Origin of the sequence: Salinimicrobium gaetbulicola (genome assembly GCF_042676025.1) — a bacterium.
GTDB classification, from domain to species: domain Bacteria; phylum Bacteroidota; class Bacteroidia; order Flavobacteriales; family Flavobacteriaceae; genus Salinimicrobium; species Salinimicrobium gaetbulicola.
This window is the reverse complement of the sequence record NZ_JBHTJP010000034.1, coordinates 38416-63067: the sequence shown is the minus strand read 5'-3', so window position 1 is coordinate 63067 and position 24652 is coordinate 38416. Positions and strand designations below refer to the sequence as shown.

Genomic DNA, 24652 nt, shown 5'->3' with positions numbered 1-24652 from the left:
TAACCGATAAACAGGAGTTAATAAAAGCGAGGTAGGACCAAAGCATGGAAATATTGTCCAAAGAAGAGGATTTTGTTAACGAAGGAATTAAATGGTCTGTAGTCGCTTGAGCAGCTCTTCCTTCTGGGATTTACTTATGGGTATTGCTTTCCTCCCAATAACTAAATGGCTGGTGGCTACTTCTTTTACCTGAGAGATATTTATAATATAGGAACGGTGAACTCTTAAAAAGTGTTTTGAAGGAAGTTTATTATCCATTTCCTTGAGGGTCATCACCACCAAATACTCCTTGTTGTTGGAAAAGATACGGCAGTAGTTGCGTTCGGCTTCAATGTACAGGATGTCCTTAATGTTCACCTTTACCATTGAATTCAAATGCCTGACAAAGATACAGTCGCTTAGTATGAAGGTGTCGTCCTTTTGTTGATCTGCACTGTTACTCCCACCGTCCCCGCAGTTTATTTGACTCACGGTTAATTCAATGGCCCGTTGCAGATCGAGCTTTTTAAAAGGTTTGGCTATAAATCCAAATGGGTGGGTATCTTTGGCCCTGTTGAAGTGTGCGTCGTCTACGTTCGCGGTGAGATAGATCACCGGGATATTCTGCATCTTCTGCATTTCCCGTGCAGTTTCGATCCCATCCAGCTCGCCTTTAAGATTTATGTCGAGCAAAATGATATCCGGAGGGTTATCCCTCACATGCATCAACGCTTCCTCACCCCGGGGTACAATGCCTGTGACCTCATAGCCTAGCTCGGAGAGTTGGAGAGATATATTCGCTGCGATGACCATCTCATCTTCCACGATCAATAGCTTTATCTTTTCATCCATCATGCACTTTTCTGAATGGCAAAATCAAATTCCACGTGAGTTCCGGTATCACTGCGTTCCCTCATCTTCCCATTAAGTTGCAGAGTGAGAAGTTCTATCAATTGGGAGCCGAAACCTGTACCCTTAGGAGCAACTCCTGCAGTTTTTCCAATTCCGTTATCTCTCACTTCCAGCTTTAGATGATGCTCCCTTTCCTTTTCCAGGCGGATATTGATGACTCCCTTTTGATCCTGGGGAAATGCATATTTCAGCGCATTTGTAAGCAGCTCGTTAACAATTAAACCTATGGGAACGGCGGTATCCACATCCAGCTCCAGGTCATCCATGGCGCATTCTATTTTTACCCGCTCTTCGGCATTAAAGGAATCCAGAATACCTTCGCTAAGATTGAGGAAGTAATCTTTCATTTCGATGCTTCCAAGGTTATTGCCCTGATATAACTTCTGATGGATGATCCCCATCGACTGCACCCTGTTCTGACTGGCGATCATGGCATCTTTGGTGGTGGGATCTTCAATTTGAGCCGCCTGAAGGGCGATAAGGCTTTTTACCATCTCCAGGTTGTTTTTCACCCGGTGGTGGATCTCCTTGAGCAAAAGTTCTTTTTCAGCATTTTTAGCACGTATGATCCTGGTGGTTTTTTTATTCTTGTAGTAGAAATAAAGAAGGGAAAGCAGAAACAGTAATAACAGGGAAGCGATGATGATCATGAGGGTCTGCGTCTTGTTCTTCTGTAGAAGTAGTGCAGCTTGAGTGGCAAGAGCCTCATCCTTCTTTTCAGTCTCATATTTAATGGCCATTTCAGATTCTATACTGTTGATCCTGTCCTGAAGCATCTTTTCTGAATTGGCGTGGGCCCTTTCTTTAAAGATCAAGGCATTCCTGAAATCTCCCAGATTTCTATATGCTTCTGCAAGATCAAGATAGGGCTGAATAAGCCCTGCCTGGCCTTTGTCATCATAAGAGTCCACACCCGCCAGCAGATGTTCTAAAGCCTGCGCGTAATTCTCCTGCAAAAGAAATATGTGTCCTATCTCAGTGCGATAGGTGGCGCAGCGTTCTTCACCTATTTGCTGCTTGCACATTTCCCATGCCGTCATATAGTCCTTAAGTGCATTTTCAAGATCCCCGGCTTTGATATACACATCTCCCCGGTAAGAGTAGGCTCTCACAGCCACAAAGACTTGTTCGGGGGCTTTTGTTCTTACTATCTCCAGGCATCTTTCCGTGGCTTCATAGGCCTTTTCAAATTCTCCCAGTTCTCCGTAGCCAATGATCAAATTGAATTGGGCAATGGCTATTGAACTGTGATCTTCCGCTTCCTCCAAAAATGGGATCGCCAGATTCGTATAGTCTATGGATTTTTCGTAGTCTTCTGTCACCCTGTATTTCACTCCTAAGGTGCGGTAGGCACTACCAAGGCCCGCCTCGTCGCCAAGCTCTTCGTAAAGCTTAATGGCCTTAAAAAGTACCTCCTGCGCTTTCTCTAATTCTCCAAGATTCAGGTAATCAATGGAAAGAGACCGGTAGGAATCGGCGATTTTCTGTTTGTCATTAGATTCTAAGTAATAACCCAGCGCTTTTTCTGCGTGATACACCACAGAGTCCGTCGGAAACTTGCCGTTATAGGCATGCCACCGGGCTAAAGATTCATGGATATGCGCAACTGTACTGTCAGGCGCTGTTTCAAGACCGCGTTTCAGGGTCCTGAGGGCAATGTCGTGGAATTGATCTACGTTTTCTGCGGAAGTTTCATTGGCGAGCATCCAGACAAGAGTGGCATCTACAGACGCATTTGCGCCGGGAACCTTTACCTGTGCAAAGCTGAAGCCGGTCCACAATAACAGAAATAGAAATATGCAGATCTTTTTTTTCATCCATATAAATAAATCGGAGGGAGAAAATATTAGAGGAGAAGATACGACAAACCCCGGAATTAATTTACCTGTATTAATTATAAGTACTTGAAATACAAATGATATGATCGATTTAATAGGGTTTATGCCGCCGGGGAGTATTAGATCGAGAGTCTTTGGACCTGGTGATTTAGAAGAGAGATCTCCGGATCATTTTTCCAGTTTCCGCAGAAATGTATTTTTAAAATGATGTCCTTGTTTGTGCTCTAACATTAGTAAAGCTTTAGCAGGTTATTTTTGGACCTCTAAGGCTTATTATCGAACTTTTGTAAAAACTGTAATTATGGAGCAAGAGAAGAAAAAAATGAAAGCCGTGAAATATGATGACTTCAAGGGACCTAATGGTGTAGAGGTTGCAGAATTGGAGGTGCCGGAGTTACAAGAAGGAGAAATCCTGGTAAGGATTAAGGCCGCAGGGGTGAACCCGGTGGATACAGTTCTTACTAAGGGATATTACAAAGATATGATGCCGCATACCTTTCCGGTCATACCTGGCTGGGACTTCGCAGGGGTAATAGAAGAGCGGGGCCACGCTGCCCGGCGCTTTGAAATTGGAGATGAAGTATATGCTTATGCGCGAAGACCGGAAGTAAAGTGGGGCACCTTTGCTGAGTATATTGTCATTTCTGAAAGTTACGTGGCAAAACGTCCCGCAAACGTATCTTTTGAGGAAGCTGCTGCCATTCCACTAGCGGGGCTTACTGCTTATCAAAGCCTGTATACTGTCGGTAAGATATCTGAAGGTCAAAAGCTCCTTATTCTGGGTTCCTCTGGCGGAGTGGGAAGTTTCGCAATTCAATTGGCAAAAGCAAAAGGGGCAGAGGTCATTGGCGTGGCCAGCAGTAAAAATCACGATTATATGAAGTCTTTAGGAGCCGATCACACTATAGATTATCACGACCGGGATATAGGGGAGACCGTAAAAGAGATCTTTCCTCAGGGGGTCGATCTTATTTTTGACTGCACCAGTGGAGAGAGTCTGCAACAAAGTCTTAAGTGTCTCAAAGATTCAGGTAAACTCGTCTCTATTTTAAATCAGGGAGGTGACCTGGATCCAAAGATCGATTTTCATTTTGTATTTGTTGAGCCCAATTCCAATAACCTGGACCATCTACGGGAGCTGGTAGAGGATGGAAAGGTAAAAGTGAAGGTAGGTAAAACTTACAGGCTCGAAGAAGCTGTGGAAGCTTTGGAACAGATCGAATCGCTGCATACAACAGGAAAAATTGTGATAGCTCCATGAACCACTAACTAATTAAAGTATTAAAATTTGTAAAGCCCTTTAATCTTTAAAGGGCTTTACTGTTTAAAATTCTTTACCGCTGGTTCCTTCTGCCAATACATTATTTGACTTTTCCCAATGCATGTGGTGTGAGATTCAACGGTACAAAAAGGCACAAAAAATGACAGGGGAATTGACTGCAAATTTGGAGTGAAAATTATAATATAAATTCACCTTTAATTTCCCCTAAACCTTCTATTGGGTGCAGAAGTTTAAATTTTATTGAATTCAATATTTCGCAATCTTCCCACATCATTGAATCTGAATCCTGATATTTCGTTCCTTTCATTACGCAGGAACTCAATGATTCCAAGCCTGTCGGTATTAAAAATATAACCGGCAACCGGATTAAGAATCGTAACATCAAAATCCAGATATTTCTTAAAAGTACCGGGAAGCTGCAAGAAAAGTTTTCCGTCTTTTTCGATTAAGGAGTAGGTCACGGCCAATGCCTTCTGGTGATATGAACCAACAAGATCATGGTGAGCAGGTGAAGCTTTCGAAAGTTCCTGTGGTGCTACATAATCTCCTGTTTGTTTACTCTTACCCTGAATGAGATTCAAGTGAGAGGGCTTTCCCTTCCCGGTTTCCAAAAAGGTGATTTGGGCATCAAATTCCTCTATGAAGAAATTGGTTTCCGATTCAGGATGTAATTGAAATCGCTGCTCATCGGATATTACAAGGAATAATTTTTCATTTTCAGAGATTATCTTCAGGAGCATACCATCTTTCATTCGGTAGCTTCCTGTCCATTTATGCAGGGTTTCTTCAGGAAGGCTAATGGCTATCCGTTCTAGCGGTTTTTCCTCAATTAAAAATTCTGTAAGTATCTCCTCTGTCAACTGGTAAATTGTTTTCGCAACATTTATTTTTTCATTGTTGGTCAATACTGTTATTCCCAGTTCGTGCTCAGGGAATAATAACATATACGAAGCGAATCCCTGGGTGCCACCGCTGTGGTAAACTCTTTGAACCCCTTTATAATCCTTAACGTTTAATCCGAAAGAATAGGAAAGCGTATCTCCCGTGGATAACACAAAGGAAGGGGTCATCATTTTAGTGAGCTGTTGCTCATACCTTGAATTTTTCTGCAGGAACAGGTTCATCCAGGTGATCATATCATTCATGCTGAAATAAAAATTAGAAGCCCCCGGGACGCTTTCAGAAAGTACATCTGTGTATGTAGTTTCGGAAGGCTTATAACCTCTTGCGCGATTTTTAATGATCTTTCCGGAGCTATTGTTAACATTCGCCTGCAAATCAAGAGGCTCAAAAAGTCTTTTCCTGAAGAAGTCCTCAAAATCCTCACCGCTTGTATTCTCAATTACGGCTGCTAAGAGGCTGTAGCCTCCATTGGAATACATGTATTCTGATCCCGGTTCAAAATTGAGCTGTGAATACCTTTTTAGGAGTTCTAGTTCCTCTGCCATGGTCCAGGGGGTATCCATTGACATTCCTGCGAATAACAGCAGGTTATCTGTAGATGGAACACCCGAGGTATGATGTAAGAGTTGATTTATAGTAATATTCTTATACTCCCCGGTAAGATCAGGAACATGGTCACTTACTTTATCCTGAAGCTGAAGCTTTCCTTCTGCTTCCAGTAAAAGAATTCCTAAGGCAGTAATATGTTTGGAAACCGAGGCCAGGTTGTACAATGTACTATCAGAAGTTTTCATCTCATAATCCAGGTTCATAAGTCCATAGTGAGCATTAAGAATTGGCTGCCCCCGGTAGACGACACCTATAGATAAGCCGGGTTCATCATCCTGTGCAAGTTGCCGGGTGATAGAATCTGTGGTTGCTTTTAATTGATCTAAATGGAGTTTTTGAGAGAAGACTGTCGTACTAAAAGAAAGAGAAATGAGTAAGATCAATATTTGTTTCATAATTCACCGGAATTAAATCATTAGGATCTGGAAAAATGTTTGTAAAGCTTCATGGTTTTAAACTATATCAATAAGACGCTGCTACGCGAAAAGTGTAACAAAGAATTTTAAAAAGGCCCCGAAGGCTCAAAAAGGGAAAGAGAACTTATTAGAAGGGAGTTGCCAAAAAAGTATTTCTGGGGAATTCACTGCGTATTTTTCTAATTACTTCAAAGCCCATCTTACCACACGTTGATTGTGGTAAGATGGGTTTTCTAAGAAATCTTATGGAGCGCTGCGATCGCACACCAGCGTTAGTGGTTAATGCACAATTAAGTAACCCTCCCAAAATGTTTGTTCACAAAGCCAAAGCAATATTTGGCCCTGTTAAAAATCAGCAATCATTGAGTAGCCTTTCTGTTGGTATCCCACCAGGGATATCCACCCGTTTTTCACCTGCACAATCTCGGGTAGAACGGAATCGGCGGGAACGCCGAAAGCGTGCGCGGCTGTCATACAAATCTCAAATCTAATGCCGTCTGCAGTCATGTCCGATATCTTTTTGGCAATTCCATTTTTTGCCTCCGAATCATTTTTCATCTTGTCAGTTGACACAAGTTTTACCGAGGGACCAACAAGCACAATAATAATTTCCGGTTGTTCTCCTTTTATGATCATGTTAGGATCCTCTAACATTCCATGAATAAGGCTCAGATGTTTCATAGCATTATCTGCATCACTGATCCTAAAATCAAAGACAGTATTTACCGAACTGACGCCTTCCATTGCCTGATAAGCGTCTTCTGTCTGTGCCTGTACGTTTCCCTGTGGCATTAAGCCCAGAAAAAATAATACTACCATTAAAACCATTGATCTTTTCATAATTAAATAATTTTAGGTTATTGATTAAAGAAATAATTTTTTCAGAATTTCTAATTCTGGATCTCAAAAAAAACAGTTTTGCTAAACCTGTTTTTGTGCTACAAATCCATCGATCATCCATAAGTTGGCTGTTTCCAGTCCGAATTGTATTTATAAAAATATTTTACCTTTTCATTACACCTTTAATGTTTACGAATTCTTTCAATCCGAATCCACCGTGTTCCCGGCCATAGCCCGAATTTTTCACACCCCCGAATGGGATGGCGGGATCGGCCAGGCCGAAGGAATTAATAAACACCATTCCGGTATCAAAGTGCTTCTCTGCCATTTCGAAGGCAGCGTCTTCATCTTTGGAGAAGATCCCTCCACCCAGTCCAAATCGGCTGTCGTTGGCGATGCGCATGGCATCTTCGTTATCCTTGGCCTTGATCAATGAAGCTACCGGGCCAAAAAGTTCATCTTCGTAAGCAGGCTGTCCTGGTTGTACATTTTCCAATACGGTGGCAGGATAGAAAAATCCTTCCCCATCCGGAATTTTCCCTCCGCAAGCAATCCTGGCTCCGTTCTCAACGCTTTTCACAACTTGTTCGTGAAGATCATCGCGGAGGTCTTTGCGTGCTATGGGACCCAATTGAGTGCTTTCCTCATTAGGATCACCCATTTTCACTTCACTCATAGTCTTCACGAATTTTTCCCGAAATTCTTCATACACTTTTTCGGTAGCGATGAATCGCTTCGCCGCAATACATGTTTCGCCGTTGTTGTAAATACGACCTTTAACACATTCTTCTACTGCTTTGTCAATATCGGCATCTTCAAAAATCAAATAAGCATCATTGGCGCCTAATTCCAGGACCGTTTTTTTCAACTCAGCGGTGGCTTTCTGTCCGATGTTTCTACCCGCGTCAGGACTCCCTGTCAGCGTTACGCCCCTTACCAATTTATTTTTTATAACCTCATCAGACTGATCGTGATTAATCATCAAAGTGGTAAATAAGCCATCCGGGATTTCGGACTCGTTGTAAATACGCTCGAGCAGTTTCCCGGAACCGGTTACGTTTGAGGCGTGCTTTAATAAAACCCCGTTCCCTGCCATAAGGCTGGCTATCGAGTAACGCACTACTTGATAACATGGATAATTCCAGGGCTGGATGCCATATACTATCCCAATGGGAGCATAAGAAACGCGGCCTTTTTCCCCATTGACCATATCCCGTTCCTCGGTTTTCAACTCCTTAGGTCCGATTTCAGCGGTATATTGACAAATGGCCACGCATAGATCCACTTCCTGCTTACTCTGCACTAAAGTCTTTCCCATCTCATCGGTCATCAATTGCGCCAACTCTGTTTTGGCATTTGTTAAGGCTTTTCCGATGGTTTTGATGACTTCGGCCCGATCTTCAGGAGAAACATTTCTCCACTTCTCAAAGGCTTTTTGGCATTTTGAAATAGCCGCCTCGACCTCTTTGTTTGTCATATATTCATAGCGATCGAGGGTCTTGCCCGTTGCGGGGTTGATTGTCTCTATTGCTTTTCTCGTTCCCGCTTCACTCATTTTATTTTAGGTTTTCAGTGTTAACAATAATTATCCTTGTTCTGTCGGCATAAGGTACACATCGTTGATGTTTACCCTGTTGGGCTGGCTTAAGGCGTAGAAAATTTTTTGACCTCCCAAAAGTAATGTCATTTACAAGAGAATGAAATGGGGGAATTCCCTTAGTGTTAATATTTTACCTGTTTGTTTGATACCTGTTTTTAAAATGCTGCAAACTCATAAGTCTGATCATCAAAATGAATGTTTTTTGATGATTTTTTGATATATTTATAATGCTCTTACATTATAGCTTTTCTGTAATCAGTTCTCTTTTAGGCTATAAAGTAATCATAGCCCTCCTAAGGTTATAATCCCTACAACTTAGTTTTTCCTTCTGTCGCTTGACGGGAGTATCATCGTGTTTCTATATACTATAAATTATGACAGACCTCATTGGAGACATTCACGGACACGCGGACGAACTTGAAGCATTACTTCTTAAGTTAGGCTACAAAAAAAATAACGGAACTTATTCGCATCCCCACAGGAAAGTATTATTTGTTGGCGACTACATTGACAGAGGGCCGAAGATCAGGGAAACACTTCAAATAGTCAGGTCGATGGTCGAGAGTGATAATGCAAATGCCTTAATGGGCAATCACGAATACAATGCCCTGTGTTTCCATTACCAGGACCCCGAAGGCGGACACCTTAGAAAGCATTCAATTAAAAATATCATGCAACATTGTAAAACGATTGAGGCTTTTAAGGATTATCCGGAGGAATATGAAGAGTATCTGGATTGGTTCAAAACATTGCCTCTTTACTTCGAGACTGACACTTTTAAAGCCGTTCACGCCTGCTGGGACAACAATAACATTGAATATCTGAAAAAGACATTAGTTAACGACAGATTGACCGATGACCTTATATATCAATCGATAACGAAAGGATCAGAACTGCATGAGGCCATTGAAGAAACCTTAAAAGGTAAAGAAATGAAAATGCCGGGGGGACTTTCCTTTGAAGATAAGGATCAAAACAAAAGAACTGAAATACGAATAAAATGGTGGGAAGATCCTGCTACTATGACCTATAAGTCGATGAGCGTTGAACCCATTGAAAAATTGCCCGAGCACCCAATTGAATTAGCTGAATTAAAATCCCTTGACTTTTATCGCAGTGATGACAAGAAAGTATTTTTCGGGCATTATTGGCTAAGAGGTGAACCATCATTTTACAAAGACAATATTTGCTGTTTAGATTATAGTGTAGCAAAAGGGGGTAAGCTCGTTGCTTACCGACTGAGCGGGGAAAATATTTTGGACGGGAGAAACTTAACCTATGTCTAGTAATTAGAAGTATATATGAATATTCCAGGATGTTAAGTCAGTGGGATGTAATTTTTTAAAAGATGGAAAGAATTCAGTTATTTTATCTTGAAGGACCTACCATTAAAATCTCAATGGAATTGTATTTTAATAAGAAAGGCCAATTGATATTTGATGGTTATGACATCGGGAAAGGAGTCGAAGACTGTTGGGGTGACTCTGATTATGAATACACTTATACAATTGAACCTTCGAATGTTGAAAAATTATATTCGGTATTAGAAGTCGAAAAAGGAGATAGGCATAAACTCCTTTTAGAACTGAAGAAGAGGTTTGGAAATAATAAAGGATACTCTGCATTTGGTGAGTTTATGACTGAAAACAATATTGAATATAAACCATTTACCTGGACTTAAAATTCAGATTGGTTAAAAATATATTTAGGAAACACCACATATAGAAAAGGTCATACTTACCTATGGAGCTATTCCAAACCGGTGGAGTGCAATAAATAAAAAAAATGGCATTTGCTTTACGAATATCAGGCAAGACTAAAAATGGGCAGGAGGTATATATAGAACCTTCATGGTGGAATATAAATGAATTGAGGAGTACATATGACTTCAAAGAGGAACTTGATTATTACTTAGACTGCTATTTATATGTTGATAAAAAGACTTTTCTGAAGATTAAGGAAAGCCAGGATAAATACAGAAGGAAAGGGATTTACGAGGACCAGCTTTGGATCCTTGAAAACGACCGGACAAATTCTGAGTTAGACGAATTTCTTCAAAAATTACAGGAAGATTCCCAGATCACGATCTGGATATATGAATGGGAATCGGGACTTGGTTAGTTCTGACTGGAATAGAAAAGCACCTTCCACAGCCTACCCAGAACCTTCAATACATCATTTCGTTTCCCCCTATTCATAAGGCATAAGCCTCGATGGTACAAAAAGGTACAAAAAGTGACAGGGTAATTTACTTGATTTTTTTTGGAAATTTATTGGGGTAATCTCCCCCCATAAATTCACTCTTCCTTGAGTGAATAATTCTACTTTATTCAAAGATATTAATATGTATTCACCAGTATTAGAAAATTGCCCTTCTATGTCATGACTACATAAAAATTAAATTGTGAACCGCTAATCCAGCTTTTCCATAAAAAGATCGGGGCGGGGGGAGGTGCTCTTTAAATCTTTTTTTACCAAGCCGGAAGAAATGCTCATGATCCTACCTAAGTGATCCTTAAATACAAAATGAGGATAACCTTTTGCAGGGTATGTGACTACAGTACGGGTATTGAGATCGAAAGTTTGGGCCTTCTTTTCATAGGTGGAGCCATCTGTAAACCCTGAAGGGTGATTAAAACTTCCCAACACTGAATTGCCATCCGAGCTTAGGGAAGTCGGAAGTAAGGGAGCATCAAACTTATTGACTTGAGAGAAGTCTGTAGTTGACCATATACTGCGATCTTCAAAATTGACGAGAAGTTTTAAAGATTCTGAAAATTCCACTCCATTTTGCCACTGAGGTTTTAGAGGTAAATTTACATTGGTTCTTCCGGTCAACATGCCATCATTTTCAACAATGTATCTGAGACTCGTTGGTTCATTTCTATGTCCTACCAGTACTTCCCGGTTCAAGAGCTGTACTATTTCATAATTTCCCGATGCCTGGTGAGCTGTAAAATGAGCTTCCTTACTCAGTAACCTGAAAGTATTGGTTTCCCGGGAGCATATATACAGGTGGTCCTCATCTGCCATTGCCCACAGTCCGTTCCCCAGATACTCTACATCATTAAAATAAACCGACTCCTCTAAAACACTTAAATAGTATTTATACTCCAGGGTTTCCGCATCATAAACAGAAATATGGCTGCCTTCAGGGAAAAAGATCTCCTTTCCTTCATTTGATATGAATATTTTCATACCAAACTTCGGATAGGAAACGGGTGTTTTTGCAGCCTCGGTTTCTACGCTGTGGGTTTCATAATTATAACTGAGTAATTTCGATCCTCCCGAAGTAGAATTTGTGGTATAGAGATACATGATACTTTTTTCGGGATCTGTAATAAAGCTTAAAATAGAATTTACCGGAAGGATCTCCGGGCGGGTTGCTTCTACTTTATGGCTGTTACCGCCAATAATACTTTGCATTGTTTTATTTCCGAAAATATCATACACATATACTGTATACACGGGATCAACAAAATAGGGCAGTTCTGAAGTGTAGGTCGTAATCTCCTGACTCTGGATGGTGGCAATCACTTCTTCCCGGTATCCGGCCCCGGACCCGCTTTCGAAATTACGGAGAGCGATCGCGTAATGAGAGAAATAATATCCCGTATATTTTTCCCAGTTAATTGTAACGTTCAGACCCTGGAGTATTGGTTGCTCCATCTGCACCATTCCCACCTGCAAGTAATCGGTATTTACGCTCAGAGGTTCGCTTTCGGCCAATAGACCTTCAGAAGTGTAAAGCCTAAAGAAATAACAGATCTCCTCCTGTACCGGGGGATCTTCATCTATAAAATAATCCCGTTGCCTCTCATTAATAGTTCCAATAAGGCTGGCATTAGATTTATCACAACCGCTATTAATTCTATAGATTTCATAGCGATCAAAAATATTATAACCTATATAAGGCTGCCAGGCTAACCTGATCTTGTCATAATGTGGGGTAACAAGTTCATGCCTAAAGGTTTCGGAATATATATCAATTTCAGCCGGTGGCTGGTACCGTCTTGCTGTAAATACAAAGATTTCCGGTTTTCCGTCTTCATCATAATCTATTTGACTTTTAAACTTGAATTCGTTGGAATTTAAAGAAGTGATAACCATTTGCATGGTTGTGCCCTCCAGGTCTATTATACCGTTGTTGAGGCTGAATGTGGTCATTCCAACTTCAGGCGGACACCCATAACTGTCAGAAAAAGTAAATTCTATATAGCTTCCATTTGAAGAAAAAACAAAAAAATCACGGGGACACTCAAAAGCATTTGGCGGGACAGTAGTATTTCGTCCTTCGTATTTCACTTCATAGACAGACCAGATTCCTTGTAAGTCATCAATTTTGGCTGTAGTCAGGGCATTTGAATATAAGTTATCTTCTGTGCTATCGTCATCTTTAGAACAGCCTGAAAGGCTTAAAACCAGCAGGAGCCCACAGCTGGCAATCGTAATTGGGGAGCGAAAGAAGTTTTTCATCCGTTAAATGGGGAATTTAAAGTCTACCTTAAAAAATTGCTGAAAAGTAAACAAAAAGATGAATGTCTCACCTGATGAAAATCAACCTTAAAAAAAATGCCGGCCTTTCAAAAAGGTTGGAGGAGCAACATCGAAGATCTAACAGGGATAGAACCAGGGTAACAGGAGGTGTTGCCTAATTCATGTTCAAATTTATATTTTGCTTTAATATTTGAGGAATTTTAAAAATATTACCCCTACAAGTTCTTAGGTTATTATTCATTTAAATGATTGATTATTAGTTGGTTAAAATTACGCAATACATCATTTCGTTTCTCCCTATACATGCGGGGTAAGCATCGACGGTACAAAAAGGTACAAAAAGTGAAAGGGGAATTCACGCTGTGTTTTCCTGAAAATTTTGAGCGATAAACTCACCTGTTAGTTCACTGTTTCCTGTAGTTAAGAGTATGGACTAATTCCATTTTATTGGATTTATTCCTACAATCTCATAAAAATTTCTAAATTTACTGCTTTGGAAGAGCAGTTATGGAAAATCAGTTATTTGCCGTTATTGATGTGGAAACCACGGGCGGAGGTATCAACGGAAATCGATTGACGGAGATCTGCATTGTGCTACTTCGGGGTTCGGTTGTCCTAGACAAATTCACGAGCCTCATCAATCCTGAAGAGAAGATCCCACACTACATCACCGCACTTACCGATATTGATAACGCCATGCTTGAAGATGCACCGAAATTTCACGAGGTGGCAAAAAAAGTGGAAGAGCTTACACGTGATGCCATTTTTGTGGCCCATAATGTGAATTTCGATTACAATGTGATACGGAATGAATTCCGGGAGCTGGGCTTTGAATATACCCGTAAGAAACTGTGTACCGTACGTCTTTCCCGCAAACTGATCCCTGGCCTGTTTTCCTATAGCCTGGGAAGATTGTGTGACTCCATCAATATTCCCATTGTCAACCGGCACCGGGCCGAAGGGGATACAGATGCCACGGTGATCCTTTTTCAAAGGTTGCTGTCGCTGGATGATAATTTTACGGTCATTAATTCTTTTCTGCATGCCCGTTCCCGCCAGGCTACCTTACCACCTCATATTGATGCCGACCTGATCAACGAGCTACCTGAATCTCCCGGCATCTATTTGTTTAAAGACCGCCAGCATAAGGTGATCTACGCGGGCAAAGCTATCAATATCAAAAAACGTGTAGTCTCTCATTTCTATGATCGTATGAGCAAGGAATACCAGTTGGGCCAGGAAACCTTCCATATAGATCATGAACCTACGGGCAACGAATTGATCGCCCTGCTCCTGGAGGCCGAATGCATTAGAAAATACTATCCCAAGTTCAACAGGGCGCAGAAACGGCCCGGACCGGTTTACCAGATCGTGAGTTATGAGAATCAACGTGGCATCCTTCAGCTGGCAATGGAAAAGACTGTTAAGAATAGGGAAGCTGTCGGTATATTTTATAGTCGGTCTTTGGCGCAGGAAAAGCTGGAACATTTGTGCAGGGAATTTAGCCTGTGTCCCAAATACTGCAGTCTGCAATCAAATGTGGAGGAATGTTCCCATTACAGCATTGTGAGCTGTGAAGGCATCTGTAGTGAACAGGAGGAGGTGGAAGCTTACAATAACAAAGTTAGGAAAGCTATTGCTGCTTTAACTGGGGAATCTTCGACCTTTGTGATCAGAGAGAAGGGGCGAAGCTTTAAGGAGGAAGGTTTTGTGCTGGTAAAAGGGGGACAGTACCAGGGCTTCGGATTTATTGATGCCGAAACTACAATAAGTAGATTTGAAGATTACGAAGCTTTTTTAAAGCGGCAAACTGCTACTTACCATACCAATAAGATCCTGAGTAATTACCTCCGAAAGCAGGGAGCGCCTGAGGTGATCTTCTTTAACCACGAGTCTGAAGCAACTACGGATCGGCCGGTTGCCAGGGCAAAAAGGAATGCTGCGGTTATGGCCTCTCAATGTACACTGTCGCTGTTCAGTTGACAATTATCAGTGAGCAATAAACAATATACAATGAACAATTATCAATGAACCTTTACGTCAGTTCGAGTGAATTTCAGACTGCCTTTACAGGATGAAATTTGTATCGAGAACAAGTGGGCTTTACTTGCCAATACAGAATTATATTTCTCCATAACATGCGATGTGAGATTCAACAGTACAAAAAATCCGTAAAGATTATTCATCTCTTTCTTAGAATCTTTCAGGTTAATTCATTAAAAATTACGAAATTAGAAGGTAAACATTCAACTAACCGATTATTTCAACAAAATGGAAAAGGATTTATGGGAAGAAATCTGTTTTATTTTAACTGAAACGATTCCTTCCAATGTTTCTGAACAGATTTACGAAAACAAAGTTATCAGGGTTTTTGAAAAACTGGGATGGAGCCAGTATAAAAAAGAACTATCAGTTCGAGAGTCTATTCAATTTGGCGCTGCTAATAGGATGTGTCCGGATATTATTATTCGTAATGGAAAATCTGAACCTGTTTTTGTTGTGGAAATAAAAAAACCAACCGCAGATTTAAATTTTTCTGGACATAAAAATCAACTTGCCTCATATATGAGGATGCTTAGAACGCCCGTTGGAATTCTTGTAGGGGATAAATTTAAAGTCTTTACTGAAATGCCTAATTCAAGGGAAAATGAAATCTTTCTTATTGAGGAGATTCCTTTGAAAAAGACTACTGAAAAAGGGGCTGCATTTGTGCAATCCTTCAAAAAATCTGAAAACATTTATAATTCGATTGAATCTTATGTTCAAAGTGGATTAAAAAAGTATAATGAAAAAAGAAAGGTTAAGGAAATTGAGAATAGATTAAATCAGGGAAACTTTAGTGATGAAATATTTGAACTGGTAAAGGATAGACTCATTGAGTTTTACGATCCTAATTTGGTGGAAAAAGTTTTAATGGATTATGAATTTGAGGTAAGGTCCAAGAAAGCTGCCTTTCATGATATTGAAAGTTCTCACTCATTAGCCATCACTACATCTCAAGTTAGGTCCAGCGATTCGAATGCGAAAAGAACAAAAGACGGACTCAAAATAGGGGAGTACGTTCAGAAAACTTTCAGGGAGTTATTTGCAAATAATAAGTTGAATTCTAATGATATTCAAGCTCTATTAAGTCCTGATTATAGTAAGCGGGTTTTAAACGCAGGATATCCTGTTCTAAGGAATACCTCTCAAGGCCGAGCCGACCATAAAGGTTATAATAGGTACTATAAAGAAGTTTTTGGTGGAAAGTACTACCTAAGTGCACAATGGAATGTATCACATTGGGAATCATTCGAGAACTGGCTAAAAGAAATTTATCGCAGAGGCTTACCTTAGGCAGTAATAATGTTTCTAAACTGACTTATATTATGGGTTACAGTGAAAAATTCCGTAAGGAAAAGACCTTTTGCAAACACCCTATAGAGGAATGTGTGGTGAGGACCGTTCCGACAAGTGAATTTTCGTGGGAAACTTATTTAATGTTTTTTGGGGAAGAAGAATATATGCCGGTTCAGCACAGCAATATTGTTTTGGAGGTGGAGCTTGCCACGGAACTAGAGTTTATCACCGAAGAGGACTACTACTCTTATATTAAAAAGAAGAAACTCAATTTCCTACGCCAGAAACACCTGAAAGAATCGGAGGGATACAAGACCTTGCTTTAGGACGGTAAAGCTGAAAAAACATTTATTTAAATGAAAAACATAGTTCTAATTTCTTGTGTCAGTAAAAAATTGGATAGAAAAGCGACAGCGGAAAAGATTTATACTAGTTCACTATTCAAAAAGAATTTGACTTATGCAAAGTCATTAAAACCAAGCGGAATTTTTATACTTTCTGCAAAACATGGGCTTCTAAAATTGACAGATGAAATTGAGCCTTATGATAAAACCCTTAATAAAATGAGTGTTGGCGAACAAAAGGAATGGTCGAGATTAGTTATTAATCAGCTAAAGTCTGTGGCAGATTTTAAAAATGATCAATTCACTTTTTTGGCAGGCAAAAAATACCGACAATATTTGCTATCAGAATTAACCCGAGTGAAAATCCCAATGAAAGGATTGAAAATTGGCGAACAATTACAATGGTTAACAAAACAGAATAGCAAGTGAATATTTGTAATGAAATCCACCAAATTTTTAATGGTTTAAAAGAACACGAGTTTCCATTTGACCAAAACGAAATCCCTAAAAACGGAATATACATTCTGTTTGAGAAAGGCGAGAAGATAGATGGACTTAAACGAATTGTAAGAGTTGGAACGCATACAGGAAACAATCAACTTCAATCAAGATTAAAACAACATTTTATTAAAGAAAATAAAGACCGTAGCATTTTTCGAAAAAATATTGGTCGAGCTTTATTAAACATAGATAATGATAGTTTTTTGGATTGCTGGGATTTGGATTTAACAAGTAGAGCGAACATAGAAAAATATTCTGGAAAAGTGGACTTTGAAAAACTTAGAAATGTTGAGAAAAGAGTAACAGAATATATCCAAAACAATTTTTCATTTGCAGTTTTTGAGGTTTTAAAAAAAGAACATAGATTAAAGATTGAATCTCGACTTATATCCACCGTTTCAAACTGTACAAATTGTAAACCTAGTAAAAATTGGTTAGGACTATCCTCACCAAAACAAAAAATAAAAGACAGTGGATTATGGCTAGTGAATGAATTATGGAAACAATCTTTTTCAGAAAAGGAATTGACAGAATTAAAAGAAATATTGAAAAACACTGACGTTCCTGGTTAACGAGCAAATTGAGGAAGACCTTTCTAATAAAACATTTAACTATTTTCACTCTGAGGTAAGGAGTTGTCAAAAATATTATAACAGAATTCAGAATTAAAAATTATTTATGTTTGTAAGAAAATTAACCAAATGAATGAACCCCCCTTAGAATACGCCATCAAAATCCGGGATGGTATTCAGAAGAAAGCAAAGGAAAATAAGAAATTCTCAAATATTTTGTTTTTTGTTGCCCTTTTCTCAACAGTAGCTTCTCCTGTTTTAATTTTGATTTCAGACATTTTTTGGTTGTCAAAACTTACTCCAGCTATTCTTACCGCTGGCGCAGCGCTAGCATCATACTGGATTCAATTAAGAAAACCCCACGAAAGATGGGTTTTATATCGAACAGCTCAACGAGATATTGAATTTCAAATTGATCAATATAAATATGAAAACGGAGAATATATTAATGGAGATAAGGAAAAAACTTTAGCGGATTTGGTTAGTAAAAGAGCTCTCCAATTACATTATGATTGGACACCTTTAGCACCGAAATCAAAAGAATTAGAAAAATTAATAAACTTGAATAATGGAATATAAAATATCAGAATGTCAGCTGAATACCCATTTTGGCAACTTCGATTTTTATTGTTTTAACTTTGGAGATTGTGAGAATGACAATGTATTAGTATTAAAAAATAATTGCCAAAGTGAAAGACCGTATTTGAGAATTCAGAGTGCCTGTTTCACTTCAGAAATATTTAGAAGTAAAGATTGTGACTGCCATGAACAATTAGAAACATCTTTAGAATTAATAAGTCAAAAAGGTGGATTACTTATCTACTTATTACAGGATGGCCGAGGAGCTGGGATATTCAAAAAAATAAAAGGTATGCATATTACTCAAAAGGAGGGATTGAACACAGCGCAAGCCTACGATAAATTAAATATAAAAAGAGACCCAAGAGAGTATCAAAGAGTGGTTGAAGTTCTAAATCATTTTGACATTAAAAAAGTTAAATTACTAACCAATAATCCTAGAAAAATAGATGGTTTAACCCAAAATAGAATTGATGTAACTAGACTTCCAATAGAAATAGAGCCTACAAAAGATTCTGAAAATTATTTAAAATCTAAAAAAACGGAACTCGGGCATTTATTCAATAAGTTTTTATAGAATAACCATTTTATTACTTTACAATTAGAGATTTATGATACATACAAATATTCCAAATGCACCAAATTTAGAACACTTTATTACCTCTAATAATAAAAAAATTTACCCAAAGTATATTATCAAATTACCTTTTGGAGAAGGCGAAAAAATAGAGGAGGAGAATGTTACTTGTGTCTATTCAATCTTAACAATCAACATGGTTCTAAAATGCGTAGGTATAAAGTTTCATGAAAGTATTGATAATGAGAAATTAATGGATCAAAAATTTAAAAATTATGTACCTGATTATGTCTATGTTTTTAAAGGTACACCCTTTGATATTGAGGAGAAAGTAAAGAAGTTAATTAAAGAATAATTCAATCCGACAATTAAAATTATATTTATTTTGAAATGAGTTATAAAAAGGACAGCTTAAAGTCGATTATGTCCAATGCAGTCTTAGAAATTTGCCGTAAAAGATTGATGCTATAATCACTTTTTAACTTTAGTAAATCTCCTTTTTTAAATATTGATTAGAGGCACTTCTTTTTCTCTATTGTGGCTCAACCCAAATATTTTCTGATTTCTATAATTTCCAACCCTGGCCCAAATTCTATTTTTTCTCCAACTTTTTTTCCAAGTAATTTTTGGGCTAAATTGCTTTCTACACTTATAGATTTACCATTAGGAGCTTCAACTCCTATTGCATACCATTTTTCGGGTGTGACTGGAGATTTCAGTAATACCAGATTTCCTTCTTGAACCACAGTTGATGAATCTGAATCTGCTCCTATTTTGTTTAGCGTGAATCGGCAAATTTTAAAACCACTCTTTCCAAGGACCATTTCTGAATGGGTCACCTTAAATAACCCATCATATCTATAGCCGGATTTAGGCGAGAACTTTGAAGCATGGTTAGAGCCTCTTATTACTCGTACAGGAAAATTCTTCTTTTGACTTATTAGTAAACCTGCATTTCCCGGTGAGTTCCAGGATTGATGTGCTACTTGTTTTCCTGTTGAAGGATCATTTCCACCTTCTCCTGTGTATAGGATTTCAGTTCCAATATCATAATCATCCTCATATCCTCCAGACATAACAATTGCAGCAGCACCTTCAACTCCATTTCCGTCTATTCCTCTAACTGTTGATCGGTGTAATCCGGCTTCTATTAAATCATAACGACTTTGAAAAACAGTTCCTTCATCAATATTCTTAGGGTTGCCAAATAGAATGATACTCATGATATAAGTCTTGTCTGGTTAAAGAAAAATGTAAAAACTGGGACTGTAATAGGCAGTTCGATGTTGAAGGTGAAATTAGCAAAAATTTAAGAAAATCGATATTTTATCACTTTTTAAATTTATCATCAACGGCACTACCAACTGTTAATGCAACAGCAGAAGAAAATTAAGCAACCGTCCATTGTGTGCGCGGTTGCGTATACGGTTGCAACGGACCTACAACAATTTTTCTGCGCCTCCAAGAATTCTTTTAAAGAAAAGTATTAACATTTTTAAATGGTTTTTTATATTTACTCTTACTTCTGCGTGCCCCTTCCCGTAAAGTAGTATCAGTTAAGTTTCTAATAATATATTATTTCCCATAGCATTCTGATAAAATGGCTGTACTTCAAAAAAATAACTACTATAACATCTTTTGGGGTGAAGGCAGCCAATTTATTACTGGCCTGGATCCTTTAGGTCTTAAAGCATCATCTCAGGGTATATACTCGCTATTATTACCTGGAATTACGAACGTTAGTAATAGAATCAGATATTATAGTTTTTATTGCTGGCTCTTTAATTATTATTTTGAAAATATTCGAGATTCTAATCCTCAAAAACAAAAGGATTTTTTGCGCAAAGCTGACTTTATTCTCGTGCTTTTGATGAAATCATTTGAACCGGCTACCACGAATATTACTGGTTCTTTAGTAGCTGAAGAAGTGATTGCGAAAAATTCAGGAGATTATTTTGACATCAATGAACATGCTATACAGACAGGTGGGAACAAAACCTATTTTGCTAACCCTTTTGGTGCATTTGGTCAATTTTATGTTGGTCCCATGAAGCAGTTGCAGCTTATAAAGCTTAACAAGCACAATCAATATCTATGTACAGAAGATAAAGATGTTCCCGAAGTGTCAGGAGAGGCTCTTGGGAAAGCTTTTAAGGAGTCTGTAGGCCTAGAGGTAATTAAAGTATTCATATCAACCCTGGAAGAAGGGAAACTCCATAAAAAGGATATGAAAAGTCTTTATGAGAAATTTTCCACATCTGCCATAAAACCTAATTCGGAGGAATGGAAATTAATTCTAAAAATGATCCTTCAGCCGGATGATGTCATTTCTTCAATAGAAGGTTTGGATCATAAAAGCAACCACCGTAAAGAAAGTATTACGTTGCTTCTTGAATCTTATACTATTCAGGATAGAGTGAATTATTATACTCTTCTTGATGGGATTTATTCATTGACGCTCCAGGATGGCTTAAAAAACAATGACACCTGGAACCTATGGTTCCTTTACACTTTAAATGATTATTATCAATATGCGGCAGGAGCTATTTTCTATTCTGTCTTAAAGGTGTTGGAGGAAAAACCTCCCATGATTCCCCTAACTTCTTTTATTAGAGAAATTTGTGAATCAAGTCTTAAAATATTTTTAGCTGAAGGTAATCAGAAGAAAAACGATCCCATTGAAGCTTTTGTAAATAATGAATCAAAAATTGAGACTGATCTTATAAATGAAATAGATCAGTTAAATAGGCAGAATAAACCCTTTGACACTATTGCAAGGGCTTTCAAGTTATTTTTTCTATTGCATAATTCAAATCAGGCGTTTCTAACCGACCTTAAAGATTTAACCGATACTTTCCCCGTTCTGGAAGAGGGAAATGTGTTAGATGTTTTAAACACCATTGAAGATTACAAGGGGGATTTAGAATCTTTCTTTTACGATTACTTGCTGCGGGAAATAATTTATCGTCATCACTATAATGGAATTAGAAAAATGAGAGGAAATCAGACCTCGCTGAAATTTATTCTTGAAGAAGGAACAATTACTTTTATAGGCAACTTTGATTTTTCATTTAGCAGTCCCCGTTTGGGAACCGTAGAAGATGTAATGGAGGATTTAAAACTTGTAAAGGAAAATCAATTAACATCTTTAGGTAAAGAGATTTTGATCCAATTGGAAAAGAAAGAATGATATTTACTCATAATATATATGATTTCCTAGGAAAGGGTAGGGCAAAGTATCATAGTGCTTTTATTACAACTTATGCCTTTGATCTATCCTATTTTAGTTTGGAAGCTGTGCCGGCGCTTAGAAGAACAGGGGCTAGGAACATATTAGCTATTGTTGATGAACACTATTTAAATTATCTCTTAGATCTTCCAATATTAAAAATTTTCAAGAATGATTTGAGATTTGGTATTCAAGCCATTGAATCAAAAGGGGTTTTTCACCCCAAAATTATGTTGTTATTAGGTGAAAAGGAAGGATTTCTGGCGGTAGGATCAGGAAACCAGACGGCAGCAGGAAATGGGTTAAATAAAGAATTATGGTCTGTATTTCATTATAAGGGAAAAGATTCTCAAAATGCAGAAATTTTTGCTCAGGCTATAATGTATTTTGAGAAACTCAGCGAGAACTTTGTAGGCTTATCAAAAGATAAATGGCTAAGGTCCAGGGAATTTACATCATGGACCAATGAACTACCTTCTAAAAGCTTGAACCAATTTTCAAACTATCAAAATGAGAGTATAGGATTATTTTCTTTCAAATCTCCATTATTTGAGGAGTTAGGCAATTTAACAGATAGTAGAAAAGTACTTTCCATTTCTGTTTTGTCCCCGTTCTATGATAAAGCTGGTGATTTTATTTTAGAGTTGCAGAGGAAGTTCGCTCCGGAAGTAGTTAATGTTGTTTTGGATCTTTCTAGTAATGCTCTTCCATTTAAATTGCAGCCAAATGACTTCAGATTTTATGATTGGCAAAAGTGTATATCAGATAATGAACCGAAATACCGACGACTTCATGCTAAATTAATTTCTCTTAATCTAGATGACGGTTCCGAAATTATTATTTCGGGAAGTGGGAATGCCACAGTAGCAGCAATGGGAGGGAATGGTCAAAATCCTAAAAATGAAGAAGTTTGTATTGTAAGTATACGAAAGAATAGTAACATATTCTCTGAGCTGGGTATTCGGCTTAAGAAGAAATATCAAATTGACTTACCCCCGGAACCCAGTCTTATCAATAGTAGTTCCGCTATTAAGCATCAAAATTTTTTAATTAAAATTTTAGACGTTTATCGATTGGGTGAAACCTGGAATGTAATACTAAATAAAAATTTAAAAGATCCTGCTGTAGTATTTATTAAATCCAGTTCACAGGAAATACTTTTTAAAAAGAACTTCAATGAACTAGAAGGAGAATTTTTAATTAACATTGAATCTTCAATAATTCCTTTTTCTATATATATTGAAAACATAACAGGAGATCGTATATCAAATATACATCCAATACAAGATGAAGCCTTTCATTTTCAATCCAATCCCGATCCTTCCCAAGCTGAACTCGAGGCAGCAATAGCAGAATTAGAGCATGGAGATTATGCTGTTTTAGGAAAGGTTCTTTCCTATGTGAAATTTGACATTGACAAAACCTCAGGTCAAATAAGTACAGAAAAAGTACAGGAACGAAGCAATTTTTTGGAAAAATCTAGAATTGAATCTGTAACTCTTTCAAAAGAGGAATTTCAGGAAGGTTCTCAAAGGTATTATGCACACCTTCTCAATTCTGGAAATATTAAGATTGTTGAAGTCCTTAGATTAATTGCTAATCAGAAATTTAAGACTACTGAAAAAGGTCTCGAGAAGGAGGATCATAATTCTGGTATATATGAAGGTGATTTGCACGATGATCCATTAAGGAAAGAAATAAGAATGAATAAGTTTCTTCCTCAACTTAGAAGGGCCAATGATTATTTTGTAAAAAAATATATCAGACATATAACCGAAAAGCTTCAACCAATTTTATGCACCAGCACCCGCCGTGACATTTTAAAGGTTCGAGTTGATCTTCACGAACTCTCCAATGTAGTTATTGTTCTCCATTTGATGCGTGTTTTTCTTCATAACAAAGATTTTCAGGTACTGAATGCCGAGACTGGAAAAGAAGAATTTTTCACTTCCATTTATGGCCAAAAAGCTGAGAATGCTATAAATGTGTTTACACTTGAAGGCTTGAGTAAGTTTAGTTTGCTTTATCAGTATGGAATGGAAAAAACAGGTTCGGAAGTTGTGAACAATAAAATAAAAGAATTAGAACTTGACCTTTTAAATCTTTCCATCTTTCATGTTTGTAATCTTTATTGGAATAGGGAGGTGGTACAAAGTTATAAAGTGGTAATGTTGAATTTATTAAAAGGTTACTTCCACTCAAATCCAGATTTTGAGTTGTCTAAATTTAAAAGCCAATTTAAACATTTTCGTTTGTCAACATTTATTTCTCATGGTGAAGAAAAACCTTATTTTGAATCTGGTAAATTTCAGACCAACTTAAATGTTGTCTTTAATAAAATTATTCCCGCTTTTGAAAATTTTTTGAAACACCACAATAATGGCAGGGATAAAATAATTAAAAAGTCTGATGCTTTACGAGAATCAGATCTTATTTATTTTTCAGCATTGGGCTTCTGTATTTTCGAAGGATTTCAAACTGATAAGAAAAATAACATCATTTTAAATTTGAAGCATGTACCATTATATTCCGGGAATGGATGTGATTTATCTGACCGGCGGAAGGAATATGCGAATCAAGTATTAGTGTTTTAAAACATTATATCTAATTCAACTAATCATATAAAACCTTTTCA

At 37.9% G+C, this 24652-nt stretch carries 21 protein-coding genes; 14 read left to right on the top strand and 7 right to left on the bottom strand.

All coding sequences use genetic code 11. The features are described 5' to 3' along the window. Window positions 1-87: 87 nt before the first annotated feature. A complete protein-coding gene (locus ACFQ1G_RS08560; protein ID WP_380738602.1) occupies window positions 88-831 on the bottom strand; it encodes a LytR/AlgR family response regulator transcription factor in 744 nt (247 codons plus the stop codon). After that, window positions 831-2708, bottom strand: a complete 1878-nt coding sequence (locus ACFQ1G_RS08555; RefSeq protein ID WP_380738601.1) for a sensor histidine kinase — start codon at window positions 2706-2708, stop codon at window positions 831-833. Before ACFQ1G_RS08555 ends, ACFQ1G_RS08560 begins: the two co-directional genes overlap by 1 nt. 322 nt (window positions 2709-3030) lie before the next feature. On the opposite strand from ACFQ1G_RS08555, the gene ACFQ1G_RS08550 reads away from it, so the two are divergent. Continuing rightward, a complete protein-coding gene (locus ACFQ1G_RS08550; protein ID WP_380738599.1) occupies window positions 3031-3990 on the top strand; it encodes an NADP-dependent oxidoreductase in 960 nt (319 codons plus the stop codon). 251 nt (window positions 3991-4241) lie between these two features. On the opposite strand, the gene ACFQ1G_RS08545 is transcribed toward ACFQ1G_RS08550, so the two are convergent. The 3 genes from ACFQ1G_RS08545 to ACFQ1G_RS08535 form a co-directional block, all read right to left on the bottom strand. Then, a complete protein-coding gene (locus tag ACFQ1G_RS08545) occupies window positions 4242-5918 on the bottom strand; it encodes a serine hydrolase (protein WP_380738597.1) in 1677 nt (558 codons plus the stop codon). Window positions 5919-6284: 366 nt separating this feature from the next. Then, the gene (locus ACFQ1G_RS08540) at window positions 6285-6779 is read right to left on the bottom strand and encodes a DsrE family protein (RefSeq protein WP_380738595.1); all 495 of its coding nucleotides are present in this window, start codon (window positions 6777-6779) and stop codon (window positions 6285-6287) included. Between the two features lie 163 nt (window positions 6780-6942). Continuing rightward, window positions 6943-8334, bottom strand: coding sequence for an NAD-dependent succinate-semialdehyde dehydrogenase (locus ACFQ1G_RS08535; RefSeq protein ID WP_380738593.1), 1392 nt, complete (start codon window positions 8332-8334; stop codon window positions 6943-6945). Window positions 8335-8753: 419 nt separating this feature from the next. Between ACFQ1G_RS08535 and ACFQ1G_RS08530 the strand changes: the two genes are divergently transcribed. The 3 genes from ACFQ1G_RS08530 to ACFQ1G_RS08520 all read left to right on the top strand — a co-directional run bounded on the left by ACFQ1G_RS08530 (window position 8754) and on the right by ACFQ1G_RS08520 (window position 10500). Next, window positions 8754-9665, top strand: coding sequence for a metallophosphoesterase (locus ACFQ1G_RS08530; protein WP_380738591.1), 912 nt, complete (start codon window positions 8754-8756; stop codon window positions 9663-9665). A 62-nt stretch (window positions 9666-9727) separates the two neighbouring features. Then, a complete protein-coding gene (locus tag ACFQ1G_RS08525) occupies window positions 9728-10060 on the top strand; it encodes a hypothetical protein (RefSeq protein ID WP_380738589.1) in 333 nt (110 codons plus the stop codon). Between the two features lie 104 nt (window positions 10061-10164). Beyond that, window positions 10165-10500 carry a hypothetical protein gene (locus ACFQ1G_RS08520; protein ID WP_380738587.1) on the top strand — a complete coding sequence of 112 codons (336 nt, stop codon included), beginning with the start codon at window positions 10165-10167 and terminating at the stop codon, window positions 10498-10500. A gap of 291 nt (window positions 10501-10791) precedes the next feature. Here ACFQ1G_RS08520 and ACFQ1G_RS08515 read toward each other — a convergent pair whose 3' ends face one another. Next, on the bottom strand, window positions 10792-12855 hold the full coding sequence (locus ACFQ1G_RS08515; RefSeq protein WP_380738585.1) for a hypothetical protein: 2064 nt from the start codon (window positions 12853-12855) through the stop codon (window positions 10792-10794). A gap of 528 nt (window positions 12856-13383) precedes the next feature. On the opposite strand from ACFQ1G_RS08515, the gene ACFQ1G_RS08510 reads away from it, so the two are divergent. The 8 genes from ACFQ1G_RS08510 to ACFQ1G_RS08475 all read left to right on the top strand — a co-directional run bounded on the left by ACFQ1G_RS08510 (window position 13384) and on the right by ACFQ1G_RS08475 (window position 19143). Then, window positions 13384-14859, top strand: coding sequence for an exonuclease domain-containing protein (locus ACFQ1G_RS08510; protein ID WP_380738583.1), 1476 nt, complete (start codon window positions 13384-13386; stop codon window positions 14857-14859). A gap of 288 nt (window positions 14860-15147) precedes the next feature. After that, window positions 15148-16212, top strand: coding sequence for a type I restriction enzyme HsdR N-terminal domain-containing protein (locus ACFQ1G_RS08505; RefSeq protein ID WP_380738582.1), 1065 nt, complete (start codon window positions 15148-15150; stop codon window positions 16210-16212). A gap of 32 nt (window positions 16213-16244) precedes the next feature. Further along, window positions 16245-16541: a hypothetical protein gene (locus tag ACFQ1G_RS08500; RefSeq protein WP_380738580.1), complete on the top strand. Its 297-nt coding sequence runs from the start codon at window positions 16245-16247 to the stop codon at window positions 16539-16541. Window positions 16542-16571: 30 nt separating this feature from the next. Further along, on the top strand, window positions 16572-16988 hold the full coding sequence (locus ACFQ1G_RS08495; protein WP_380738578.1) for a DUF6884 domain-containing protein: 417 nt from the start codon (window positions 16572-16574) through the stop codon (window positions 16986-16988). Beyond that, window positions 16985-17632 carry a hypothetical protein gene (locus tag ACFQ1G_RS08490; RefSeq protein WP_380738576.1) on the top strand — a complete coding sequence of 216 codons (648 nt, stop codon included), beginning with the start codon at window positions 16985-16987 and terminating at the stop codon, window positions 17630-17632. The genes ACFQ1G_RS08495 and ACFQ1G_RS08490 overlap by 4 nt, the downstream gene beginning before the upstream one ends. 129 nt (window positions 17633-17761) lie before the next feature. Next, on the top strand, window positions 17762-18211 hold the full coding sequence (locus ACFQ1G_RS08485) for a DUF4231 domain-containing protein (RefSeq protein ID WP_380738574.1): 450 nt from the start codon (window positions 17762-17764) through the stop codon (window positions 18209-18211). Further along, a complete protein-coding gene (gene ribA, locus ACFQ1G_RS08480; RefSeq protein WP_380738572.1) occupies window positions 18201-18788 on the top strand; it encodes a GTP cyclohydrolase II RibA in 588 nt (195 codons plus the stop codon). Before ACFQ1G_RS08485 ends, ribA begins: the two co-directional genes overlap by 11 nt. Window positions 18789-18822: 34 nt before the next feature. Next, a complete protein-coding gene (locus ACFQ1G_RS08475) occupies window positions 18823-19143 on the top strand; it encodes a hypothetical protein (protein ID WP_380738570.1) in 321 nt (106 codons plus the stop codon). A 187-nt stretch (window positions 19144-19330) separates the two neighbouring features. Here ACFQ1G_RS08475 and ACFQ1G_RS08470 read toward each other — a convergent pair whose 3' ends face one another. Continuing rightward, window positions 19331-20011, bottom strand: a complete 681-nt coding sequence (locus tag ACFQ1G_RS08470; protein WP_380738568.1) for a YDG/SRA domain-containing protein — start codon at window positions 20009-20011, stop codon at window positions 19331-19333. 377 nt (window positions 20012-20388) lie between these two features. On the opposite strand from ACFQ1G_RS08470, the gene ACFQ1G_RS08465 reads away from it, so the two are divergent. Continuing rightward, window positions 20389-21978 carry a hypothetical protein gene (locus tag ACFQ1G_RS08465; protein ID WP_380738566.1) on the top strand — a complete coding sequence of 530 codons (1590 nt, stop codon included), beginning with the start codon at window positions 20389-20391 and terminating at the stop codon, window positions 21976-21978. Continuing rightward, window positions 21975-24611, top strand: a complete 2637-nt coding sequence (locus tag ACFQ1G_RS08460; RefSeq protein ID WP_380738564.1) for a hypothetical protein — start codon at window positions 21975-21977, stop codon at window positions 24609-24611. Before ACFQ1G_RS08465 ends, ACFQ1G_RS08460 begins: the two co-directional genes overlap by 4 nt. Window positions 24612-24652: the final 41 nt, after the last annotated feature.